This window comes from Chryseobacterium sp. 27AL (assembly GCF_057815395.1).
This window is the reverse complement of the sequence record NZ_JBYRIW010000004.1, coordinates 40,946-62,355: the sequence shown is the minus strand read 5'-3', so window position 1 is coordinate 62,355 and position 21,410 is coordinate 40,946. Positions and strand designations below refer to the sequence as shown.

The following is a 21,410-nucleotide window of genomic DNA, read 5'->3' as shown; positions in this document are numbered from 1 at the left end:
GGGGTATTTATATTATTCTCTCACAAAAAACAAGTTTATCCTTGCTCTTTCTTTTGTCATCTTGCCATCAACGACTCTAAATAAATTTGACGTTTGCATCATCATTTTATTATCTCCGATACTAAAAATATAATAAACTGTATTTAGGGTGTCCAAACTTTTAAACTTATATGTCCCTATTGTGTTATGCTTATTGGCAATTATATTATTTTCGGTATCAAAAATGCATTGTTCAGCAACAATAATATTTTTATCAATTATAATTTTCTTTTCTAATTTCTTGCTATCATTAAAAAAAACAGCATTTGTGAGTTTCCATTTACCAAAAGCTTTTTTCTGTTTGTCTTCAGATAATTTCACTCCTTCGTTTCCTCCAACGTATTTTATAGAATGAATAGAAGAGATATCGCTGTTTTTTCTATTAGGTTCATTCTTACTGCAAAACATTAATAAAAAAAGAGAAAAAAAACTAATAATTCCTTTGCTGTTGTATAGTTTTAACATCGACTGATTCATATTTTTTTTGTCCAAATTGTATTTTTGATTGATCCTGTTGTCTATATAATGTTGCACCTTGTAAACTTCCATAGCCACCACCGCTAACTTCTTTGTTATAATTCATTACTTGTTGTAATGATCCTTTTACAGGAGAGCTATCAAACCCAAAATAACTTTCCCATTGCACTTTTCCATTTTTTAAACCTACCGCTTCCATCATGTGCCCTTCCCATAATAATATATCTCCTGTTTTGAAATTTGTTTTATTAGAAGCTTGAGCGGATTTATATCCTGAATCCAATAAAAAACTTCTTATATTTTCGATACTATCATCTACGAAAAAGTAACCATTTGTTAATACATATCCATAACAATTAGTTACTTGCATTGCATTTTCATTGGCGAAATTAGTTCTGTTTACAGGTAAAAACCCATACTCCTTATCCCATTGTCCTATCGTTTGCTTAACATCTAGAGTCGCATTTCCGTTTATAGATTTCAATGTCCCAACCCTAGCTTTTATATCAGCTCTATAATGCTCGGCACCATCTTCATAATACCAATTATTGACATACTTTTGCCAGCTAACTCCTCCCCAAGAACCTTTAGGACCAGGACCATTTCCTAACTGATTTTTTAATGCTAAAAATGCTGATTGAGCGTCGGCTCCTGTGTATGTAGTCCCTGAAGCAGTTTCAACCACTTCTCTACCATCAGGATCAACAAATTTTATTGGATTGTTTAATACATATGTATAAGCTGACCATCTTCTCGAAGTTTCCGCCAGCGGATCCACTACGCCCCATCTTCCAATATCCGGCATATAAAATCTTGCGCCATAATCATACATTCCGGTCTCCTGAAGTTCCTTCCCGTTGTACTTATAAGAATACCAGCTTCCCAGATTGGATGTTCCAAAGCTACCTGCGATATGATTCATTCCAAAAGCATAATAATTATTCGTATCCTTTATTTCCAATGCGCCACTGCTGTTTTTAGCATAACTCACCCGTGCATTTCCCAAATGATCTCTGTACTGGTAAATATAACGGTTTTCTGTGAAACTGTAAAATCCTTCTGCCGTCGGTACAAAATCAAGATTCCAGGTTGGAGTTAGTGTACCCGGGAAGGTGGGACCAAGAGTAACAGGATCTTTAAAAGCCTCTTTTTCATAGGCTACACTTGTCCGGCACCAAAGGCACTGGGTAACCTCTGAATAGCTATACTGGAACCCGTCCAGATAATCTGTAATATTGGTGGTAATCGTAGGATTTCCCCTGCCTCCGCCACTGTAGTAGGTTTTACGAACTTTAGTGCCGTCTGCCCTATACAGATAGTCCAGGCTGAAGCTGGTAAAGGTTCCGCCAAAAGGATTGGCCTGAGTAATTCCATAAGAATCCGGCAGATTCAAATGATTATAAGCAATACTGTTAATCCCTTTATCCTTCATATTGATCATGCTTCCGTTCAGATTATAATCAATGACGTTGTTGCCCCCTTCATAGCCTGTATCATTTAATGCGTTTTCAATGATTTTGGTCAACTGGTTTCCGGTGTATTGATAATCAAGATCATCCACTTTTGTTACTGTAGGAGAATACACCTGAGGAGCATAGCGTTTCAGGTTGGTAATATTTCCATTTAGATCATACGTTAAATATTCATCAAAGGTACCACTAGTAGCTGTGCCCGGCTCTCTATAAAAAGCGTTGGTCAGTCTATTCAGTTTATCATATTCATAAGAATATCTTCGTTTAGGATCGTTCGATACTGCTCCTGTTATCCAGTCTACTTCAGCGATATTACCATTAAATTTAGGCGCAGCATTTTCCGGATTATTGTATTTTATTTCATACCCGAATAATTTACCATTCAAATTAGCAGGATCATTAATTTTCGTCATCCATCCCCGGATATTATAGCTGTAGCTAATATCCTGAAGCGGAGTGGAAGGAGATATTCCTCCAACTTTCTTTCCCGAAAGCTGGGATAGCTCATTATAAGTGTTCTGGGCTAAATATTCTACAGGATTACTGTCCACCTGATGCGTATGGGTCAATAATCTGTTTTGCTGATCATACGTAAAGTTCTCAGTAATGACTTTATCGGTATCAGTATCCAGCCTTTTATGGCGGGTGATGCTCTGCTGAACTACTCCTGCAAAATCCAGCCTGGATTCTACTTTTGTTCTTCCGCCTAAATGGTTGATCGAGTAATTTCCGATCGTCCGTCCTTTTTTGTCGTAGTAGGTGTAGTTTTTTGTCCAGTTATCGTCTTCAATGTTTTTCACCAGACTCATTACCGGAAGGCTTTTGGTGCTCAATCCTTCTGTTGTGGGAGTATCAGTCAGCGTTGTTTCTCCTAAAATCGTTGTTGGAAAAGCAGGGTTGAAACTGTAAGTAGGATACGTGTCATAATAATTGACAGACAACAAAACATAATTATACTGAGGATAGGCTGAATTCGTTGTATAGTACACATCCATCCCGGTATTGTTAAAACTTGCTGTCGTTCTGACTTCATTATTGGAGCCTAACCCTTCTACAGCAGCCACCTGCTGGGCTCTGCCCGGAGGACTGTCCAAAATACCAGTATAAATAGGTCTTGAAAACTGATCATATTTTGTAAAAAGCCATTTACCCTGACCTTCCAGCACAGTATCACGGGTAAGAACCAACCGGTCCTGCTTATCATACACCATATATTCCCAGCCTTTGCCCGGAAGCTTCTTTTCTACCAACCGATCCCAAATATCATAGCGATACTGATAACAATAATTATCTAATAAAGTTTGATCAATTTCTGTATTAACAGATGTTGTATTTAAAGAAGCTATAGGAGGGATTACGAAAACTAAATTCTGAAAACTGTCATAAACATAATACGTGTCTACATTCTGTGTACCATCATTTTTACGAACTAAAATTGTTTGTCCTCTTCCGTTTTTGAACTCTATAGAAATATTGCCATCCTCATCTGTAACAGTATTTTTGTATAACAGATTTTGTCCATAATTTCCAGAAAAGGTTACAGTAGAACTTGTTGTCTTATTTGCCCAGACTGTAGATGCTGTATATTTTTTTACTTCACCATCTATATTTAAGTCATAACCAAAGTGAATAGGCTTATTATCCCAAGAATTTCCAACTTGTTTTTGTTGTAATATTTTATCTAGTGGAGAGTTTTCAAATATCTTTTCTGAATATATCTTTTCTGATCCATAAATATCTGGTTGTGTTGCATTTGTTAAAGGATCTGTAATAATTGCCCCATTCAAAGTTTGTGATTGTGGAATGGGCAGATAATCTCTTAATTGTCTTCCAAATCCATCATAGACAATATGATTTACAACATCTCTTCCAAGTGGACTTGCTTTTACATTAACTATTTGTTTAGGCCTCCCTAATCCATCAAGATATTGAACAACATCTGACGTTTTAGGTATTTGCGTTGGATCTGATGTATCAGGATAGCTCAAATATGTCTTTGTGTATATGTAGTTTTCTGTTGTGCTAGGTGATGTTGTTTGGGCATGAAATGAGCCTACTATAAATAAAATGCTTATTGGAATTATTATTTTTTTCATTTTATTATATTTTAGTGTTTGTAGTTATATTCATTTTCTTTCAAAACTCTCCCATTAACATCAATTATCTGTAATAAACGATTAGAAGAATCGTAAATATACTTTTCTCTAACTCCTGATGGCGGAGTAATAGTGGTCACTCCTACTAAAGGGTTATATGTATAAGTTGTAATTTGATAATTATTCATCTCTGATCTTTTTCTTAGATTATCTAAAGCATCAATCAATATTTGTTCACTAGGAGTGTCAATATCAAGATCTGATTTATTTATAGCATCTTGTAAATATTGACTAATAGTGTTGTATGATGCTCCTTCTATTTTAGCAATGGGAAGAGTTTTATTGTAGCCCCAAACTATAGTAGTTGGTATATTTTCAATGTTTTTATATTCTAATAAATTTCCTTTATCATCATAATTTGTATAAGATATAACAGTTCTACTATCTGCATAATAATTCGGTGGTTGGACTTGGCTTGTTTCCTGAACAGATGTAGGATTTAAATGAGAAATATCATCGTACTTAGTCCTGAAAGCTGAATAATCTTGACCTCCTTTTGAAATTGATTTGAGTAGAGGAATGGAAATCATATTTGCGTTTACTAACCTTTGATCACTCATATCATTGGCATAAGATATGGTTGTAGTTTCTGTTCCTCCATCTGGGAAATTTCTACGCTGGTAGCGCAGATTATTCTGTTCCGAATATTGATAATCTGTTTGCGTAATAAATTCTTTATTGTTAACAAAATCTTTTTTTATTGATTGGGTTAACAAACTTTCTTTTGAAAAAATAGGATAATAGCCTATATTTCCGACAGCTGTCATAACAGGAGAGATTGCACATTGCGATGGTGCAAAACAACCATTATTTAAAACAAATCTTGATGCTTTTATTAGAGATACTCCATAATAAATATTGGATAATGTATTAGTATAGGTATTCGCTGTTTCTGATACTTTATTATTAGAACTATCATAAATACTTTGGCTTAAAACTTTACCATTTTCAACGTCATTTGATGTTAAACTGGGAATATTAACTGGTATCTGATTGTCATAAAAAGAATAGAAAAAATCGCTTTTATTTTGGAAATTGATTTCCGTTTTCCCTAAATTATTTCCGTTATCATCTATTTTTTGGGTTATAACTTTACTATAACCAATATAATCTCCTGATGATAAAGGCGATGCAGAGTTATTATTATTTGCATTAAAAGAAATCATACTAATAAGTGACTGAGTGAGTGAACTTAATTCAATGCTTCTACTTAAATATCTTTTAATTAAAAATAATGGGTTTGTAGAATTTCCATTTTCGTAAGTGAAAAATGTTTTATCAGCTAATTGATTATTATAAATATAATTATGCTGACTTTTTAATCTAAGTCCATTGCCTGTAGTTAGAATTGGAGAGAATTCATTAGAAAATAGATTATTAGATATGTTTAATTCGTATTCAAATGTTGAATATCCCTTAGTCGGATATGTAATTTTAGTTAAAACACCAGCTTTAGCAAAATTAAGATCTGCTTTTTTTAAATTATTATTATAAAAATTATCAATCGGCACAGAATATGTAGACAAATCAAAATCGGTAGGATTTAAGAAATATGTTTTATTGGCAGTTCCACCATTAAAATACCCCCAGTAGTCTACAGCAAATGAATCTCTTGAAGGTAATTGAATATTATTATAATCAAAAATATAAGGATTTTGTCCATCGATTCTCAAAGACACTAGCTTCAGTCTTTTATCAAACAAATTGGCATTCATTGAATTGATTTGTTGAATATTAACAATGTTAAGTCTTGGATCAGAAAATCTTACAGTATTACTATTTTGCGAAAGAAAATAATCATAATTAAACTCTATCTCCTTAACTTTTCCTCCAGCATTATTAACAATTATTTTGTCCAATTTCTGAGTACTAGTGTCATCTCTACCAGAATAAGAAAAGTTAATATTCCCACCTCTCCAACTAATTGTAGAAGGTTGTAGAACATTTTGATAAAGAGCAAGCAGTTGTATTGATGGAGTAAAAAAACTATTTATTTGAGTTTTTGCCCCATATGGGAAAAATCCAGAAGTTGAAAATTCATACTCCCCAGTAAATCCATTTATATGTTGACAAGTGTTAGCATTAATGTCATTTCGAGGTATATCTCCTAAAACATTTTGATTATATCCATATGTAAAATTAAGATTTTGACTATATATAGGAATATTAGTCACAGAATAATTATTATATGTGATATTTACTTCATTATTGTTTTGATCCTTAATTTTTGTCAGTACAAAATTTCTTGTACGAATATCTGTAGATGCTCCAATTATTTCTGATTGACTAAAATTATATGAAATCCCCATAGGATCTTTAATTGTGAAAAAATCAGAAGTAGTATAAGTTAATTTATAACCCTTTTTATTTAAACAATAAAATGTAGGATTGTAAGGAGCATTTGCATTTACAGTTTGAAAATTACTAGTTACAAACTGTAGCTTTTCACCAAACAAATTACATGTAAAAATATCTGGCGAAGTATCATAATTTATATCATTATTATAATTACCAAAAACCCCATTCACAGGAAGATGAACACTCAGAGTTTTATAGTAATCAAATTTATTTACTCCTGGTTGCTGAATAAAACCTGTTGGTTCTGCTGCATTATCACATACATCAAAATACTGATTAGCTCTTATAACTGGGGGAGTGTTGTTATAGGTAAAATCAAGTTTTAATTTTGCAAATTGTGAAAGATCATCATATCCCATTACAGATTGTGTAATCGTTGGAAATGATATTCCCCATCCTAATCCAACATATGATGCTTGATCTGTGACTTTAACACCATTTCCAGATATATATTTCAGTGAAAAAGGAACTTTTATATTACCCGTTTCTATGTTGTATAAAGAAATTTCGGGACTATTTGTTCCCGTATATTCAGAGTTTTGAATATCCCCATATCTTAAAAAGGTTGATGTTGAGGGAGTATTTGGAAAATTTTTAAAATAGTACTGAGTCCAATTTGAATTTGGAGTTGCTTGAGAGAGTAATACTTGAGCTAGAAGGATTAAAGCTAATGTCAGAAAATTATATAAAGTTTTTTTTGATATCATAATTTATTATTTTTTAATCAATTTAGCGTTGGCTGTTTTGTTCGTATCCGTTTTAATAATAACTAAATAAGCACCCTGTATTAAATTCTGAGTGTTCGTTTTGGTTACCTTATTCTTGGTCTTCAGGCTCTGCAACTGCCTTCCTCCCATATCATACAATACAATATCCGCCTCCTTAAAATCAAAACCAATTTCTACATATGCATAATCTGATACGGGATTCGGATAAATCTTAATATCCTGTTTCTCAATCAGCTGGTCAATCTGATTGTCTCCCAGCTTTACAATCTTCCAGTTCTCTTTTCCTAATTCTTCTGCGCTCGTTCCGGCTAACACAATTGAACCATCTCTATTCAGCTTAATATCCGAAAGTCTTTCCTCTTTTTTCTTTGAATCTCCCTTCACATGCTTTCTCCACTGCTCATTTCCGTTCTGATCTAGGTACAGCATCCAAAACGTCTCATCATCATTCTCAATTCTTCCTTCTGCCTGCGTATAACCGCCCAGCAAAATGCCTTTAGACTTCCCGCTTCCATCTTCCATCTTCCCGCTGATCACACTCATTCCCATCAGCACATCCCGGTTTTTGAAATTGTACGACTTCTGCCAGACTTCTTCGCCTCTTTCATCGAGTGAAATCAGCCAAAGATCCGTTCCTTCTTCAATGCCGACGGTTTTATTTCCTGATCTTTCCGATCTTGATTCTCCACCGATTAAGTATCCGGTAGAAGTCAACGCCAGGGTTCTCAAATGATCGTCTCCTTTACCTCCGAAATTCTTTTCCCATTCTACCTTTCCGTCTTTTGAAAGTTTGATGATCCAGTAATCGCCCTCACCATAGTTGCCGGTGGCTTTTGGCTTTTGGCTGATGGCTCTATTGCTTCCTGCTTCCATCATCCCGCTTCCTTCCACAGCGCTACTTCTGGAATAAACGCCCAACAAAGCCCCGCCATCTTTCGTTGGAATCATCTTCTCCACCTCATCCAATCCTTTTCCACCCAAAACCAGTTGTGATAATTCCTTTCCGTTTTTATCCAGCCGTACCACCAGAATATCCTTTGATCCGTAACCGCCAGAGCTCTTCCCTTCGACTCCGCTCAGGGAACGCTGATCCGTTGATTGGCCCGTTGCCTGAGCGGAGCCGAAGGCAACATTCCCCGCCACAAAAAATCCCATATCCGTCGTCTGGATCACCGCTCTGGCTTCTTCATCTGAAGCGCCTCCAATGGTTTTCTGCCACAATTCATCTCCGAATTCATTGATCCGGATCAGCCAGATATCAGAACCTCCTCTGGAATCTTCCTTTTTATCCAGACCTTTCCCACTGAAAGTCGTTCCTGCAAGAAGAAACCCACCTTCCTGGGTATTCACCGTAGCGGATAGAAAATCATGGTTCTGTCCCGAGAAATATTTTTCCCAGACTTCTTCACCTTGTTGGTTCAATTTAACCAAATGGAAATCGTAACCATTGTTCTGCTGCTGGCTGTTGGCTGTTGGCGTCTGGCTTTTGCTTCCTGCATCCATCATCCCGCTTCCAGCCCTAATAGAGCTTCCGGTTACCAAATACTGCTGATCGATAGTCGGGGTAATCTGGCTTAAAAAATCCTGTGTTGAGGATTCGATGTCTTTCTGCCAGATGACTTCCTGGGCGGAAACGCCAAGGACTGAGCATAAGAATAATGCTCCTGAGTAGATTTTATTCATACTTAGTGTCTATTTTGAGTTGTTATTAATTTTTAATTTTTAAATCGTTGCAAAAATATTCTTTTTATTTCACGCCGAAAAGATATAGAGTGTCAATTTTTTGTGAATATTATCATACTATTACTGTGATGCATTTTGAGTTGTTATCGTCACTTCGAGTAGCTTTGAAAAAGTGTATCGAGAAGTTGGATTACCGGTCAGCCTTACCCACAAGTTCTCGATACAAATTCTTGCAGAATTTTACTCGAACAGACGGAAAGCATTTGTATTGTACAATTAACGTACACGTCACTTCGAGTAGCTTTGAAAAAGCGTATCGAGAAGTTGGATTACCGGTCAGCCTTACCCACAAGTTCTCGATATAAATTCTTGCAGAATTTTACTCGAACAGACGGAAGGCATTTGTATTGTACAATTAACGCACACGTCACTTCGAGTAGCTTTGAAAAAGCGTATCGAGAAGTTACACTACTAGCCGATCATACTCAAAAATTCCCGATACATTTTTTCTTCACTTTGTTACGAAAAAATACTCGAATTGACGAAAGCAATACTAAAATTTTGCAAAATAACGGTGGGTTATTTTAAATGTAATTTTCATTGGTTTCTAAAGCAAAGGTATTGTTGTACCGCGACAAAACCTGTCGTATTAAACACGAAATGGTCTTTAAAAACATAAGCCTAGCAGATTCATTTCAGATATCTGTAAGCCTATGTTAAAAAAATCAAATGCTACATCTCCATCTCCCGTTTAAGATTCTTCTTTCGGAGAAGAATCTGTGCTAGCTGTTCTTTTTGATGCATGAAGCATCGCGAGGATGTGGTCAATCGTGTATTCCGAGGCTTTCTGCTCGCCGCTGAAAATAATTTTTCCCAGCTTGGCCACTTCACTGATGTACTTGTAGAGTTCTTTATACAAGTGCTTGTTTGTTGATGTGAAAGCTTTACGCTGTTGCTGAAAGGCGGTCTGTTCATTACTTTTCGTGGTAATTGCAGTAAAGGCATCTTCCAGTGTTGCCAGCATGTCGGCTTTCATCCCATTGGCCTGTAATAAAGCTGATTGTGCAGAAACAATCTGCTTCAGGGAATTCAGTGACATTAATGCACCCTCAAAATTTCTTTTCTTAATTTTATTCAGGATGTCGGTCGCCAAAGACGTTTTTATATTCGCCTTTTTGATGACCATGTTAAGAATTTTCAGAGGCCTGTTGAGCTGATCTCCCAGGATGTAAAGATCTTCAGTAGACTGCTTTTGCTGCACAAGCACCAGGTCAGCCGCTTCTTTGGCACGCACCTCATCTGTTTTGCTCTGCATAGCCTGCAGATATTCGGAATTGAATAAATGATTTTCTGCTTCGAAAATAGACAAATCCCTACTGAAGCTTTTTAATAGTACGTCCGCCATCGGAACGTATTCTTCTTGTTGTAATCTCATATGTGTTTTTTTTAAATTAAAAACTGGGTAAATATATCTTTTTTTTGATAATCCTGTAAAAGTTTTTTTGATTTTTTTCACCCTCAGATGATAATTTAACCTCAATTCGGATAAAGACTTGTGTAATCAAATGTAAATTAATATCCATTATATTTCGGCTCAATGGTTAAATTTTAGCTGAAGCCTATGATCATTATTCTCACAAAAATGGGCTAAAGCCCATTCCTATTGATATGCTCCTATTTCTTATCCGAACTGCTTAATTTAGTCAAAGGGAATTCTTCCTGCTGTCCGGTATTGACGTACTCCTTTGGGTATTGCTCTACTACACTACGGTAACGGTCTACTTCACCTTGGTAACAGTCTACTTCCCTATGGTAACGGTCTACTTACCAACGGTAACGGTCTACTTCACTACGGTAACGGTCTACTTCACTACGGTAACGGTCTACTACACTATGGTAATAGTCTACTTCCCTATGGTAACACTCTACTTCACTATGGTAACGGTCTACTTCACTACGGTAACGCTCTACTTCACTTCGGTAATGGTCTACTTCACTATGGTAACGGTCTACTTACCTCGGGTAATACCATACTTACCTTCAGCTTTTTGAATATTGCCACTATCTGATTCAAAAAAATCTGACTCCATTTCTGAGGTCAGATTTTTATTAATGTTGATCACTAATGAATCAGAATAATTATTTTTTCGGTAAAAAGACTTCCGCAAGCATGCAGCGTGCGCTTCCACCACCATTCATCTCAATGGTATTGAGATCTGAATAAATGATCTCGCAGTATTTTTCTATGGCGGAAACCTGGTCAGTGTTTAAAGATTTGTAGGCTGTTTCGCTCATTACAAGAAACTTCTCTCCAATTTTATTCTGAACCTGAAGCATGTTTCCGGCAAACTGATGCATCTGGTCTTCGGAAATCTCTATGATTTCTTTTCCTGAATTTTTAATGGTTTCAATGACCTTACTTCTTTCCAGTTCGTCATCGATACAGTCAAGGCAGATGACTACAAATTTATCGGCTACACACATCATGACATTGGTGTGGTAAATAGGAAGCCTTTCGTCCCCTACGGTCTGAAAAGAATGGAAAACCACCGGCGTAAATTCGTATTTTTCACAGAATTCCCTGAACAGATTTTCATCCAGTCTTAATGATACCGAACCGTAAGCGATCTTGTTATCGTGATCGAAAATCATGCTTCCTGTTCCTTCCAGATAATGCCCCTGTGTTTCCGGGAAAGACCAGTCATCGATTTCATCGACTTCAAATCCCTGCTCTTTGATGGTTTCAATAATATCATCACGTCGTTCTACTCTTCTGTTGGAGGCAAACATTGGATACAAAACCACTTTTCCATCATTATGGAAACTTACCCAGTTGTTAGGGAAAATAGAATCCGGAGTATGAGGATCCAGTGTATCTTTTATGGTAATCACATTAATTCCTTTGCTTCTCAGCTTTTCAACGAACATTTTAAATTCTGATAATGCTTTAAACTGAATATCAAAACCTTTCTGCTCGCTCTGGAAGTAATTGTTCTTTGCTGTTTCTTCGTTGAAGCCAAATGCAATCGGCTCTATCATTAATACGGTATCTGTTGTCTGCATAGTTTGTGTTTGAGGGTTTGTTGGGTTTGAGAGTTTTAGTGTTTTAGCCTAAATTTATTTTCTATTCATTTATTGTAGAAAATGTACACCAGCTTTTTGATTGACTCATCATATTTACCAACATCCCGATTATCTGGTTGTATTGATTGTTTAAAATTTTAAATTGTTCTTCATTAATATACTCACAACTTCTTGCAAATTGCAGCCATGTTTGGGTTTCTCTTGCCTCGCCTTCCGAATCTGTAAGTTTTGAAATAAAAGATTTTCATATCTCCTTTTACCCCAAGCTTCACTAATGTTGGCCGAAACCGAACGTGAAGTTCTTCTTATATGATCAGTAAGGGAATAAAGTTCTTCTTTAGGAATTTTTTTGAAATCTCGTAGATTTCCATTGCGGCATCAATAGATTTCTGATAAACTTTTAATTTTATAGTTGGCATAATCATTTGTATTTACGTTTAAAAATATAAACTTTTTAAAGAAACAAAAAGACACTCATACTCTAAAACTCTCAGACTCTCAAATGCTCCTACTCTCTCACAAGCGGCATGGTAGAACATCTCAGCAATCCTCCCATTTTTGAAATTTCACGATAAGGAATTTCTTCTACGGTCATTCCCCATTCGTTTCTCAGGTGGTTATTCATTCTTGTGAAAGTTTTGTCTGAAACCACAACTTCAGGAGAGATTGAGAAAATATTCGGGAACATTTCAAACATTTCTTCCGCTGTTACGTGAAAGCAGTTTTCTTCTCCGAAAATATCGATAATCAGTCGATAATCGCTTTCATCCACAAAACCATCCTTATAAATGATGCATTTATCTTTACCAATCGGATTAAATGTGCAGTCGAGGTGTAAAATACCTTCATAAGGAATTTTGTCGTTTTTCTTTAATTCAAGATCAATAATTCTTTTTTTAGGAAAGTATTCTTTAAGAATTTCAATGGCATATTCATTCGTTCGGGCTGTTTTATAGCTTCTGTAATCTTCACTGAAACAGGTTCCGATAAATAGGAAATCGTCCCATACGATTACATCACCTCCTTCGATATGAGCTGTTTCCGGAAGGTTAATAATCTTCCTCCACTCTACTTTTTCAAAAATATTTCGGTAAGCATCCTGTTCATCTGCCCGGTCTGCAATGACATTGGAAATGATCATTTTGTCATCAATAACGAATGCTACGTCTCTTGCAAAAACCTGATTGTAATCTTCAATAATGCTTGGACGCAGAACTTCGACATCATATTTTTTCAATACATTTTCAAAAGCATTCATTTCACTGATGATTTCTGCTTCTTTAGGATATATATTTTGTTGTATGGAATAATATGATTTGGCATCATAGCTTTCTTCAAGTGTGGGAACGCCTCCCATTGAATTGGGTTGTCCCAAAACCACTGATTTCAGCCTACCTGTTTCGTTTTTTATATTCAGTTTCATAAGATTTATGCAATGCTACAAATATAAGTAAAGGACGTTATCTGGAAAACTTTTACAGCTTTTTTAGGCAGTCACTGCAATATAATTCTGAAAATATTTCTATTACAGTTTTTTATTCAAGTAGGTTAGTAGACTTAAACAGTTAATTGCTCAGATAAGGTTTTTTTGCAGATATTTTATTATCTGAAATTTCTGTTAAATGGCCTAATTATCACCGGAATCCGGCAAATTCTGCATGTTGGAATTGTTTTTTAATGCTTTAAAGACATACCAAAGTGTAATAATGCCGACAATTATCTGTGCGGGAACGAAGGTTCTTCTGAACAGGATGCTGAAATCATTTGCTCTTTTATAGATAAACGGAATCCATCTTTCTTCAGTTTCGTAGAAATATAAATAGTAGACCGTTCCGATTCTAAAAATCAGCAGCATGAGACTGATATAAAAAAGAATTTTTAAAGATTGCTTCGTTGAGACTAAGATAATCAAACTAAAAGCGCACAGGAAACAGATAAACATTTCCATCTGATAAAAGATAACATTTACCAAACTATATGTCGGAGAATAATCAGCCGGTTTTGTATGCAGCATCTCAAGAAAATCGAACGTTTCAATCATTACGAAAAGTCCGTAGACAATGTATAGAAAAATATTAATCTTCATTGTCTTTTTTAATGGATGTAATTTCTCATTTTCCATACTTTAAATTAAAAAAATTCCACGAAATAAAAAATCCCAAAGCGAACTTTGGGATTGATCTATTATAATATAAAATATTATCTGTTTACCATATCGATGTAATCTCTCTTCTGAGCACCTTGATATACCTGTCTTGGTCTTCCGATAGGGTCTCCTTTCATTCTCATTTCTTTCCACTGAGAAATCCATCCCGGAAGTCTTCCTAAAGCAAACATTACCGTGAACATTTCTGTAGGAATTCCTAATGCTCTGTAGATAATTCCTGAATAGAAGTCTACATTCGGATATAGTTTTCTTTCTACGAAATATTCATCTTCAAGAGCAACTTTTTCTAATTGCATTGCGATATCCAATGCTTTATCATGAATACCTAATGCATTAAGGATATCATCTGCCGCTTTTTTAATGATCTTGGCTCTTGGGTCAAAGTTTTTGTATACTCTGTGTCCGAAGCCCATTAAACGGAAACTGTCGTTTTTATCTTTAGCTTTAGCCACCCATTTGTTTACATCACCACCATCTTTTTCGATAAGCTCAAGCATTTCGATTACTGCCTGGTTGGCACCACCGTGAAGTGGCCCCCAAAGAGCTGAAACCCCAGCTGAGATCGAAGCGAAAAGACCTGTGTGCGCCGATCCTACCATTCTTACGGTAGAAGTAGAACAGTTTTGTTCGTGATCTGCGTGAAGGATTAATAATTTATCCAACGCCTGAACTACTACAGGATCAATTTCGAATTCCTGGTTTGGCATTCTGAAGGTCATTTTGTAGAAGTTCTCTACATAATTCAGACTGTTGTCTCCGTGGTTAAGCGGTAATCCCTGAGTTTTTCTGTATGTCCATGCACAAAGATGAGAGAATTTAGCGATCATCAACTCTGCAGCAAGGTCCATTTCCTCTTTAGAGTTTACGTTAACTGCTTTAGGATTGAAAGCCGTTAAAGCGGAAGTCAAAGAAGACAGAACCCCCATTGGGTGAGCAGAACGAGGAAAAGCATCGATGATTTTTTTCATCTCCTCTGCTACGAAATTATATTTTTTAATGTTTGATTCGAAAGAATTGTACTGATTCTGAGTAGGTAATTCACCGTTCAATAAAAGATACATTACTTCTGTGAAGTTGGATTTATCAGCAATCTGCTCGATCGGGTATCCTCTGTAGAATAATTCTCCTTTATCTCCGTCTAAGTAAGTGATTTCGCTAAGTGTAGCTCCGGTGTTTTTGTAGCCTAAATCAAGAGTAATTAAACCTGTTTGGTCTCTTAATTTTGAAATATCGATCCCTCTGTCTCCGATAGTACTATCCACAATTGGATATTCATACGAATTACCGTCGTAATTCAATATTACTTTGTTGTCTGACATTATTTATTTTTTTTCTAAATATACTACTTATTACAAAATACGGCAAACTAAAAATTCGCTTGCCGTAATTTATAAATTCAATTAATTATCTTTTGATCTTAAAGGCATCCAGGCCTGGGAAAACTGCAGTTTCGCCAAGAGCTTCTTCAATTCTCAACAGCTGGTTGTATTTTGCCATTCTGTCTGATCTTGAAGCAGATCCTGTTTTGATCTGTCCGCAGTTCATGGCTACCGCTAAATCAGCAATTGTAGAATCTTCTGTTTCTCCGGATCTGTGAGACATTACGGAAGTGAATCTGTTATTCTGAGCCATTTGTACCGCTGCCATTGTTTCAGAAAGTGAACCGATCTGGTTTACTTTTACCAGGATTGAGTTGGCAATTCCTTCTTTTACTCCTCTGGAAAGTCTTTCTACGTTTGTTACAAATAAATCGTCTCCTACCAACTGTACTCTGTCTCCGATTTTATCGGTTAACATTTTCCATCCTTCCCAGTCGTTTTCCTGCATTCCGTCTTCGATAGAGATGATCGGATATTTTGCGGCCAGTTCTGCCAGGTAAGAAACCTGCTCGCTGCTCGTAAATTGCGCAGCATCCGGAGTCTGGAATTTTCTGTAGTCATAAATTCCGTCTTTGTAGAACTCAGAAGCAGCACAGTCAAGGGCCAACATGATGTCGTCACCAGGTTTGTAACCTGCCTTTTCGATTGCCTGAAGTAAGGTATCCAATGCGTCTTCAGTTCCCGAGAAAGTCGGTGCAAAACCACCTTCGTCTCCTACTGCTGTAGAAAGACCTCTTGAATGAAGAATTGACTTAAGATTATGGAAAATTTCAGTTCCTTTTCTTAAAGCATGAGAGAAAGAATCTGCTTTTACCGGCATGATCATAAATTCCTGGAATGCGATCGGCGCATCTGAGTGCGAACCTCCGTTGATCACGTTCATCATCGGGACAGGAAGCGTGTTGGCATTTACACCACCCACATATTTGTATAAAGGCATTTTCAGCTCAGCAGCAGCTGCTTTGGCAGCAGCTAAAGAAACACCAAGAATTGCATTGGCTCCAAGATTTCCTTTATTGTTTGTCCCGTCAAGGTCAATCATAATCTGATCGATAAGATTTTGATCATACACAGGAAGTCCCACCAATTCAGGTGCAATTACCTCTCTTACATTTTCAACAGCTTTAAGAACACCTTTCCCCATATATTCTGAACCGCCATCACGCAATTCCACTGCTTCATGTTCTCCTGTAGATGCTCCTGAAGGTACAGCAGCACGGCCCATTGCGCCGCTTTCTGTGAATACATCTACTTCAACTGTAGGATTTCCTCTTGAATCTAAAATTTGTCTCGCTTCTATGTAAGAAATGTAACTCATTGTTCGTTTTTTTATAGTTCAGACAAATTTAATCAATTTTTGACTTTTTAACGCAAATGAATGGGAATTTATACGTTTATTCAGAGTTAAATTTTAGTTAATATCTCAATTAATAATTGATCGAAATTTAAAAAAATGGCACTTTTATTATTTAATCATAAATAAAAATTAAATATCTCAGTTCTGAAGTTATCGAAATCTTTTTATTTTAAATTATATTTCTCCCTTTCTTCAGGCGTAAGTACTCGTAATGTCTTTGCTTCTTCTGCCTTAGCATCACTAGCGGCTGTTTCAGAAATTTTTCCCTGCAGCTCGACTATTAAATTAACAACATTATTAAAACTATTAAAGTATTTATCATCCTTGCACTGTTCAGGGAAATTCACACAATGTTCCTCAAGTCTGTATAGTGCGTCTCTAAGCATATTTACCGGCGCCGTTCTTTCCCCTAATTTCGATAACGTTTCTGCTATCTTTGTGATTTGTTCAGCAGATACATCAGCGCCTGATTTCAATTTGGCCGTCAGCTGACTGGTAATATCTGTCGTGGTTGCAATTGCTGCATCCGGTTGAACTTCTGATAAAATTTTATCAATTTTACCGTTATTATCAAGGCTTACGACTGCTCCTCTACGTGTGGCATCATATGACATCTGGTAATTTGAACCCTTATTTTGCAGTTCTTTCAACGTAGCTTTATGTCTTATATTACATGACATAAATGACAAAATAACGAGTAGGTAAAAAACTATTTTCATGGCATTACGTTATAAATTGAGTTTTCTTTTTCACTAAATCTTGCATTTCCTTTTTCAAGCACTATTGCTAATGCTGAAAACTCTTGAAAGTCCAAATCGTCTATAATTTCAGGATCCGTATCTTTAAGCTTTAATATAACTTTACCTTTTTTTGAAGTTATATTCCATTCTAATAAATAATCTACAATTGTTTTCATGATCTATTTTTTAAATAATGAATATTTTTCACGACTAAGTTATTTAATATACATTCAAAGTTATTTAAAAAATCGACTTCTATCAATTACACAAACAGATAATTTTAAAAAGTACAATTAAAAAGTATTCTAATAGTAAATTCGCTTTTACAAATCTATTCTGAAAAACAGATGCGTTCCGTTTTCAGTGGTAATATCACAGTGACCGTTTTGTTCCTGCATCCTGCGTTTCATATTCCGGAGCCCGTTTCCTTCGGATCTTTCCTTGTTAATTCCGATTCCATTGTCTGAAATCTTCATTATAAATTCATGATCGTTTTGAATAAAAGAAAGCGTTATCTGATTAGATTGGCTGTGTTTATAAGCATTATTCAAAGCTTCTTTTAAGCATAAAAATAAATTCCGCCTTTGTTCCGTTGAGATAGCTGTTTCTTCAATAATATTTTCACTTTCTGTAATGACAAGGATTTTCGTTTTCTTCAAAAAATTTTGTGCGTACATTTTAGAATAATCTATAAAACTCCCTAAGGTATCATTTCCGGCATTCAGGCTCCAAAGCATTTCGCGCATAGAAATATTCATTTCTTCGGAAGTTTTAAGAAGTTCGTCGATATCGTTTTTCAGATTGTCATCTTCTGCCCGTTGTTTTAAAAACTCTGCCTGAAGTTTTAATGCAGAAATTCCGGCACCGAGATCATCATGCATGTCATGGGAAATCCTTTCCCGTTCTTTTTCGATGAGTCTTTGTTTTTCGAGTTCTTTTTGGAGGAGCTGGTTTTGGTATTCGGATTCTTTGAGCTGTTTTTCTTTGAGATAGAGAAGTTGTTTTCGGTTGTACATGAGCACAACAAAAATTATAAATGCAACAAAAGAAATCATTATTAAAGCAATAACAATATATGTTAGTTTAATATCTTCTGGAATCTGTTTCATACTTTACAAAAAAGTCCTCTTAAAAAGATTATATAACTTATTATTGTAGAATATTGATAAACACTATTTGTCATTAGAAAGAACTTTTCATCATTTTCCACAAAATAATTAGCCGGAATTATCCTTAATAAATATGTTACAGCCCAAAGTTTAATTCCAATGCTTATCCAAAAACTCGTTTTTTCATATATTTTTATTTCATTTGGATTTCTTATCTGGTTGACAAGCCAATTTAAACTAATTAGTAAATAAATAAAACTTTGCAAGAGGCTTAAATCTAAGCCATAAAATCTACTCTTAACAAGAATCATTATTATTAAAAGAAAACTGAAAATTAATAAAAGATTTAAAAATACTTTATTATTCGCTTCTTTCTTAAAGTAAAAAATAAAAAAGAAGATATAAGCTATTTTTGTAATCTTATACAAATCTGATGAAAAGATTTGATTAAATACCAATAGTTCTGAAGTAAAAACTAATAGAAAATAAACATATAAAAATCTTTGTCTTGCATATTTATTTATTGATGAACATACAAAACAAAGAAAAACTATTATTATATACACATAAAACATTAACAACCAGGAGGTTTCAAGCAAAAGTCATCATAATAAACTGTTGGTGGTAAAAATGCTTTATTTGCATCTATAGGAAATATTGCTAAAATTAACGTAAAATGATGTTTTTTACTCTTACTATTACTGTTAGCTTTATTTTCAGTAACAATTCCTGGAAGTAAAGTTAAAACGGAATCCGCCGTATTTGTTTGATATTCATCAAAAGTTTTATATGGGATCATTACATCAGTAGAGTTACCATAAGAATTATCTCCCTCTTTTTTCGGATCTGATGCTATTAATTTTGATTTAATTTCATTCATCCTTGGATATATTGCAGTTCTAAAATTACTATCCATTGTGGAAAATTTTAAACTATCAATTTCTGTAAGTTTTGATACTTCTGTAACAAAATATTTCTTTTTGCCTGACTCAAATAATAATCCTAATTTATTGTTATTATTAGTTAGGATAAAATGAACATATGTATCTTTATTACTGTTAGCAAGCGCCTTTATTTCATCTACAACCTTATCTTGTATTCTAAATAAAAAAGGGTATTGTCCCTTGTTCGTCAGGCTCGGTTTAAATTCTCCTAGATACTTTTGATAGTAATTATCTGCTGTAGAGTCTGGAATTCCAGATAACAATTGTTTTATATTACTTAAAGTAATATTTTTAGTTATAATACTATCTTCTATATATGTTGGATTTACAGTTTCAGTACCAATGGTTTTATTATCTTTCTTACAGGTTATTAAAAATAGCAGAAATATTATTGCAGGAATAAATCTAAAAAAATTAATTGTTGTTCTCATAATTCTTAGTTTTTAAAATGGTTAAGTTTATTAATAGCCTCCACTTTGTTACTGACGTGGAGTTTTCTGTAAATATTACCGACATGTTTTTTTACCGTATCAATACTGATGAATTTCTTATCAGCAATTTCTTTATACAATAAACCTTGTGACAGGAGTTCCAGAATTTCTTTTTCCCTTTCCGTTAATTCATCAAAACCTTTAATTTCTGGCAACTTTCTTTCAAAATGGCCTAATACTTTTCTGGCTATTGAAAAACTCATGGGAGCGCCACCGTTGCAGACATCGCGAATCGAGGAGAGAATTTTGTCCATGCTTTCGCCTTTTACCAGATATCCCATTGCGCCTGCTTTTAAAGAATTAAAAACTTTTTCATCATCTTCAAAACTGGTACACATGATAAAATAAGTGTCCGGAAGTTTGTTTTTAAGTTTTTTGATGATTTCAATTCCTAGCATATCCTGCAGTTGAATATCCATCATTACTACGTTAGGAGAAATATCAAAGAGATTTTCTAGAGCCTCATTTCCGTTGAAAAACTGCGCAACAACTTTCATGTCATGCTGATAATTGATGACTTTCTTCAACGCATTATTGTAGTTTTTTTCGTCTTCTACGATTGCTATAGAGATACTCATGTCCTTGATTGTTTATTACAAATTTCATCAGAAAATAAAGGAAAGTCAATTACTCTTTCGGGTAATTTTAAAAGTTTTAAGTCTCATTTATTGGTTTAGTTTTTGTTTTTATTAAATTTAGTGAAAATTTTATTTCATTTCTAAATTATTTAATATCAAAACATTAAAAAAAATTAACATCATGAAAAAGGGGATTCTTATTGCACTGGGAATGATTATGCTATCGTTAACAAGCTGTAAAAAAAGTGAAAGCGGGAATAAAAACGTAATAAAATCAGACAGTTCAGGGGTAGTATTGGCTGATAATGGTAAAGTAGACTCCACCATTCAGTACGAAACTGATATTAATGGGAAAAAGTATATAAAAACAGATTATGTTTATAAAGCAACTGATGGCAGCCTAGCAAAAGTAGTTTTTAACTATGATGAAAAAACAATGAGCGTCAGAAGCAACAATAAGACTTTTATATTGAAAAAAGTTGAATCTAAAGGTAACGAAACTACTTATGAAAAAATGGATATGAAAGCCACCGTGAAAGGTGACAGCCTAATTCTTGATCAGGGGAATAATATTATTCAGCTGGTAAAAACGAAAATTTAAGCATAAAAAAACCGCTCAGCAATCTGGGCGGTTTTTTATTTATATCT

General features: G+C 34.8%; 16 protein-coding genes and 1 pseudogene. 1 reads left to right on the top strand and 16 read right to left on the bottom strand.

The window, feature by feature from the left end; all coding sequences use genetic code 11:
- Positions 1–12: 12 nt before the first annotated feature.
- The 16 genes and pseudogenes from AC3WV0_RS09355 to AC3WV0_RS09280 form a co-directional block, all read right to left on the bottom strand.
- A complete protein-coding gene (locus tag AC3WV0_RS09355; protein WP_488845836.1) occupies positions 13–504 on the bottom strand; it encodes a hypothetical protein in 492 nt (163 codons plus the stop codon).
- Positions 470–4,084: a DUF6443 domain-containing protein gene (locus tag AC3WV0_RS09350; protein ID WP_488845835.1), complete on the bottom strand. Its 3,615-nt coding sequence runs from the start codon at positions 4,082–4,084 to the stop codon at positions 470–472. Before AC3WV0_RS09350 ends, AC3WV0_RS09355 begins: the two co-directional genes overlap by 35 nt.
- A gap of 11 nt (positions 4,085–4,095) precedes the next feature.
- Positions 4,096–7,209: a hypothetical protein gene (locus AC3WV0_RS09345; protein WP_488845834.1), complete on the bottom strand. Its 3,114-nt coding sequence runs from the start codon at positions 7,207–7,209 to the stop codon at positions 4,096–4,098.
- A 6-nt stretch (positions 7,210–7,215) separates the two neighbouring features.
- Positions 7,216–8,913, bottom strand: coding sequence for a T9SS type A sorting domain-containing protein (locus tag AC3WV0_RS09340; RefSeq protein WP_488845833.1), 1,698 nt, complete (start codon positions 8,911–8,913; stop codon positions 7,216–7,218).
- Between the two features lie 751 nt (positions 8,914–9,664).
- Positions 9,665–10,348 carry a hypothetical protein gene (locus AC3WV0_RS09335; protein ID WP_488845832.1) on the bottom strand — a complete coding sequence of 228 codons (684 nt, stop codon included), beginning with the start codon at positions 10,346–10,348 and terminating at the stop codon, positions 9,665–9,667.
- Positions 10,349–11,052: 704 nt separating this feature from the next.
- On the bottom strand, positions 11,053–11,976 hold the full coding sequence (gene ctlX, locus AC3WV0_RS09330; RefSeq protein ID WP_488845831.1) for a citrulline utilization hydrolase CtlX: 924 nt from the start codon (positions 11,974–11,976) through the stop codon (positions 11,053–11,055).
- A 61-nt stretch (positions 11,977–12,037) separates the two neighbouring features.
- Positions 12,038–12,306 (bottom strand): annotated as a pseudogene (locus AC3WV0_RS09325) (four helix bundle protein).
- 199 nt (positions 12,307–12,505) lie between these two features.
- Complete coding sequence (locus AC3WV0_RS09320) at positions 12,506–13,420, bottom strand: dimethylarginine dimethylaminohydrolase family protein (protein WP_488845830.1); 915 nt, start codon at positions 13,418–13,420, stop codon at positions 12,506–12,508.
- 204 nt (positions 13,421–13,624) lie between these two features.
- Complete coding sequence (locus tag AC3WV0_RS09315) at positions 13,625–14,083, bottom strand: hypothetical protein (RefSeq protein WP_488845829.1); 459 nt, start codon at positions 14,081–14,083, stop codon at positions 13,625–13,627.
- Positions 14,084–14,196: 113 nt separating this feature from the next.
- On the bottom strand, positions 14,197–15,483 hold the full coding sequence (locus tag AC3WV0_RS09310) for a citrate synthase (RefSeq protein WP_488845828.1): 1,287 nt from the start codon (positions 15,481–15,483) through the stop codon (positions 14,197–14,199).
- A gap of 85 nt (positions 15,484–15,568) precedes the next feature.
- On the bottom strand, positions 15,569–16,861 hold the full coding sequence (gene eno / locus AC3WV0_RS09305; RefSeq protein WP_488845827.1) for a phosphopyruvate hydratase: 1,293 nt from the start codon (positions 16,859–16,861) through the stop codon (positions 15,569–15,571).
- 203 nt (positions 16,862–17,064) lie between these two features.
- Positions 17,065–17,619: a hypothetical protein gene (locus AC3WV0_RS09300; RefSeq protein WP_488845826.1), complete on the bottom strand. Its 555-nt coding sequence runs from the start codon at positions 17,617–17,619 to the stop codon at positions 17,065–17,067.
- Complete coding sequence (locus AC3WV0_RS09295; protein ID WP_488845825.1) at positions 17,616–17,816, bottom strand: hypothetical protein; 201 nt, start codon at positions 17,814–17,816, stop codon at positions 17,616–17,618. Before AC3WV0_RS09295 ends, AC3WV0_RS09300 begins: the two co-directional genes overlap by 4 nt.
- Before the next feature lie 147 nt (positions 17,817–17,963).
- Complete coding sequence (locus tag AC3WV0_RS09290; RefSeq protein ID WP_488845824.1) at positions 17,964–18,749, bottom strand: sensor histidine kinase; 786 nt, start codon at positions 18,747–18,749, stop codon at positions 17,964–17,966.
- 574 nt (positions 18,750–19,323) lie between these two features.
- Entirely contained in the window at positions 19,324–20,124 is an 801-nt protein-coding gene (locus AC3WV0_RS09285) for a hypothetical protein (protein WP_488845823.1), read from the bottom strand.
- Positions 20,125–20,129: 5 nt separating this feature from the next.
- Entirely contained in the window at positions 20,130–20,762 is a 633-nt protein-coding gene (locus AC3WV0_RS09280) for a response regulator (protein ID WP_488845822.1), read from the bottom strand.
- A gap of 181 nt (positions 20,763–20,943) precedes the next feature.
- Here AC3WV0_RS09280 and AC3WV0_RS09275 point away from each other — a divergent pair, with 181 nt between their 5' ends.
- Positions 20,944–21,363, top strand: a complete 420-nt coding sequence (locus AC3WV0_RS09275) for a hypothetical protein (RefSeq protein WP_488845821.1) — start codon at positions 20,944–20,946, stop codon at positions 21,361–21,363.
- Positions 21,364–21,410: the final 47 nt, after the last annotated feature.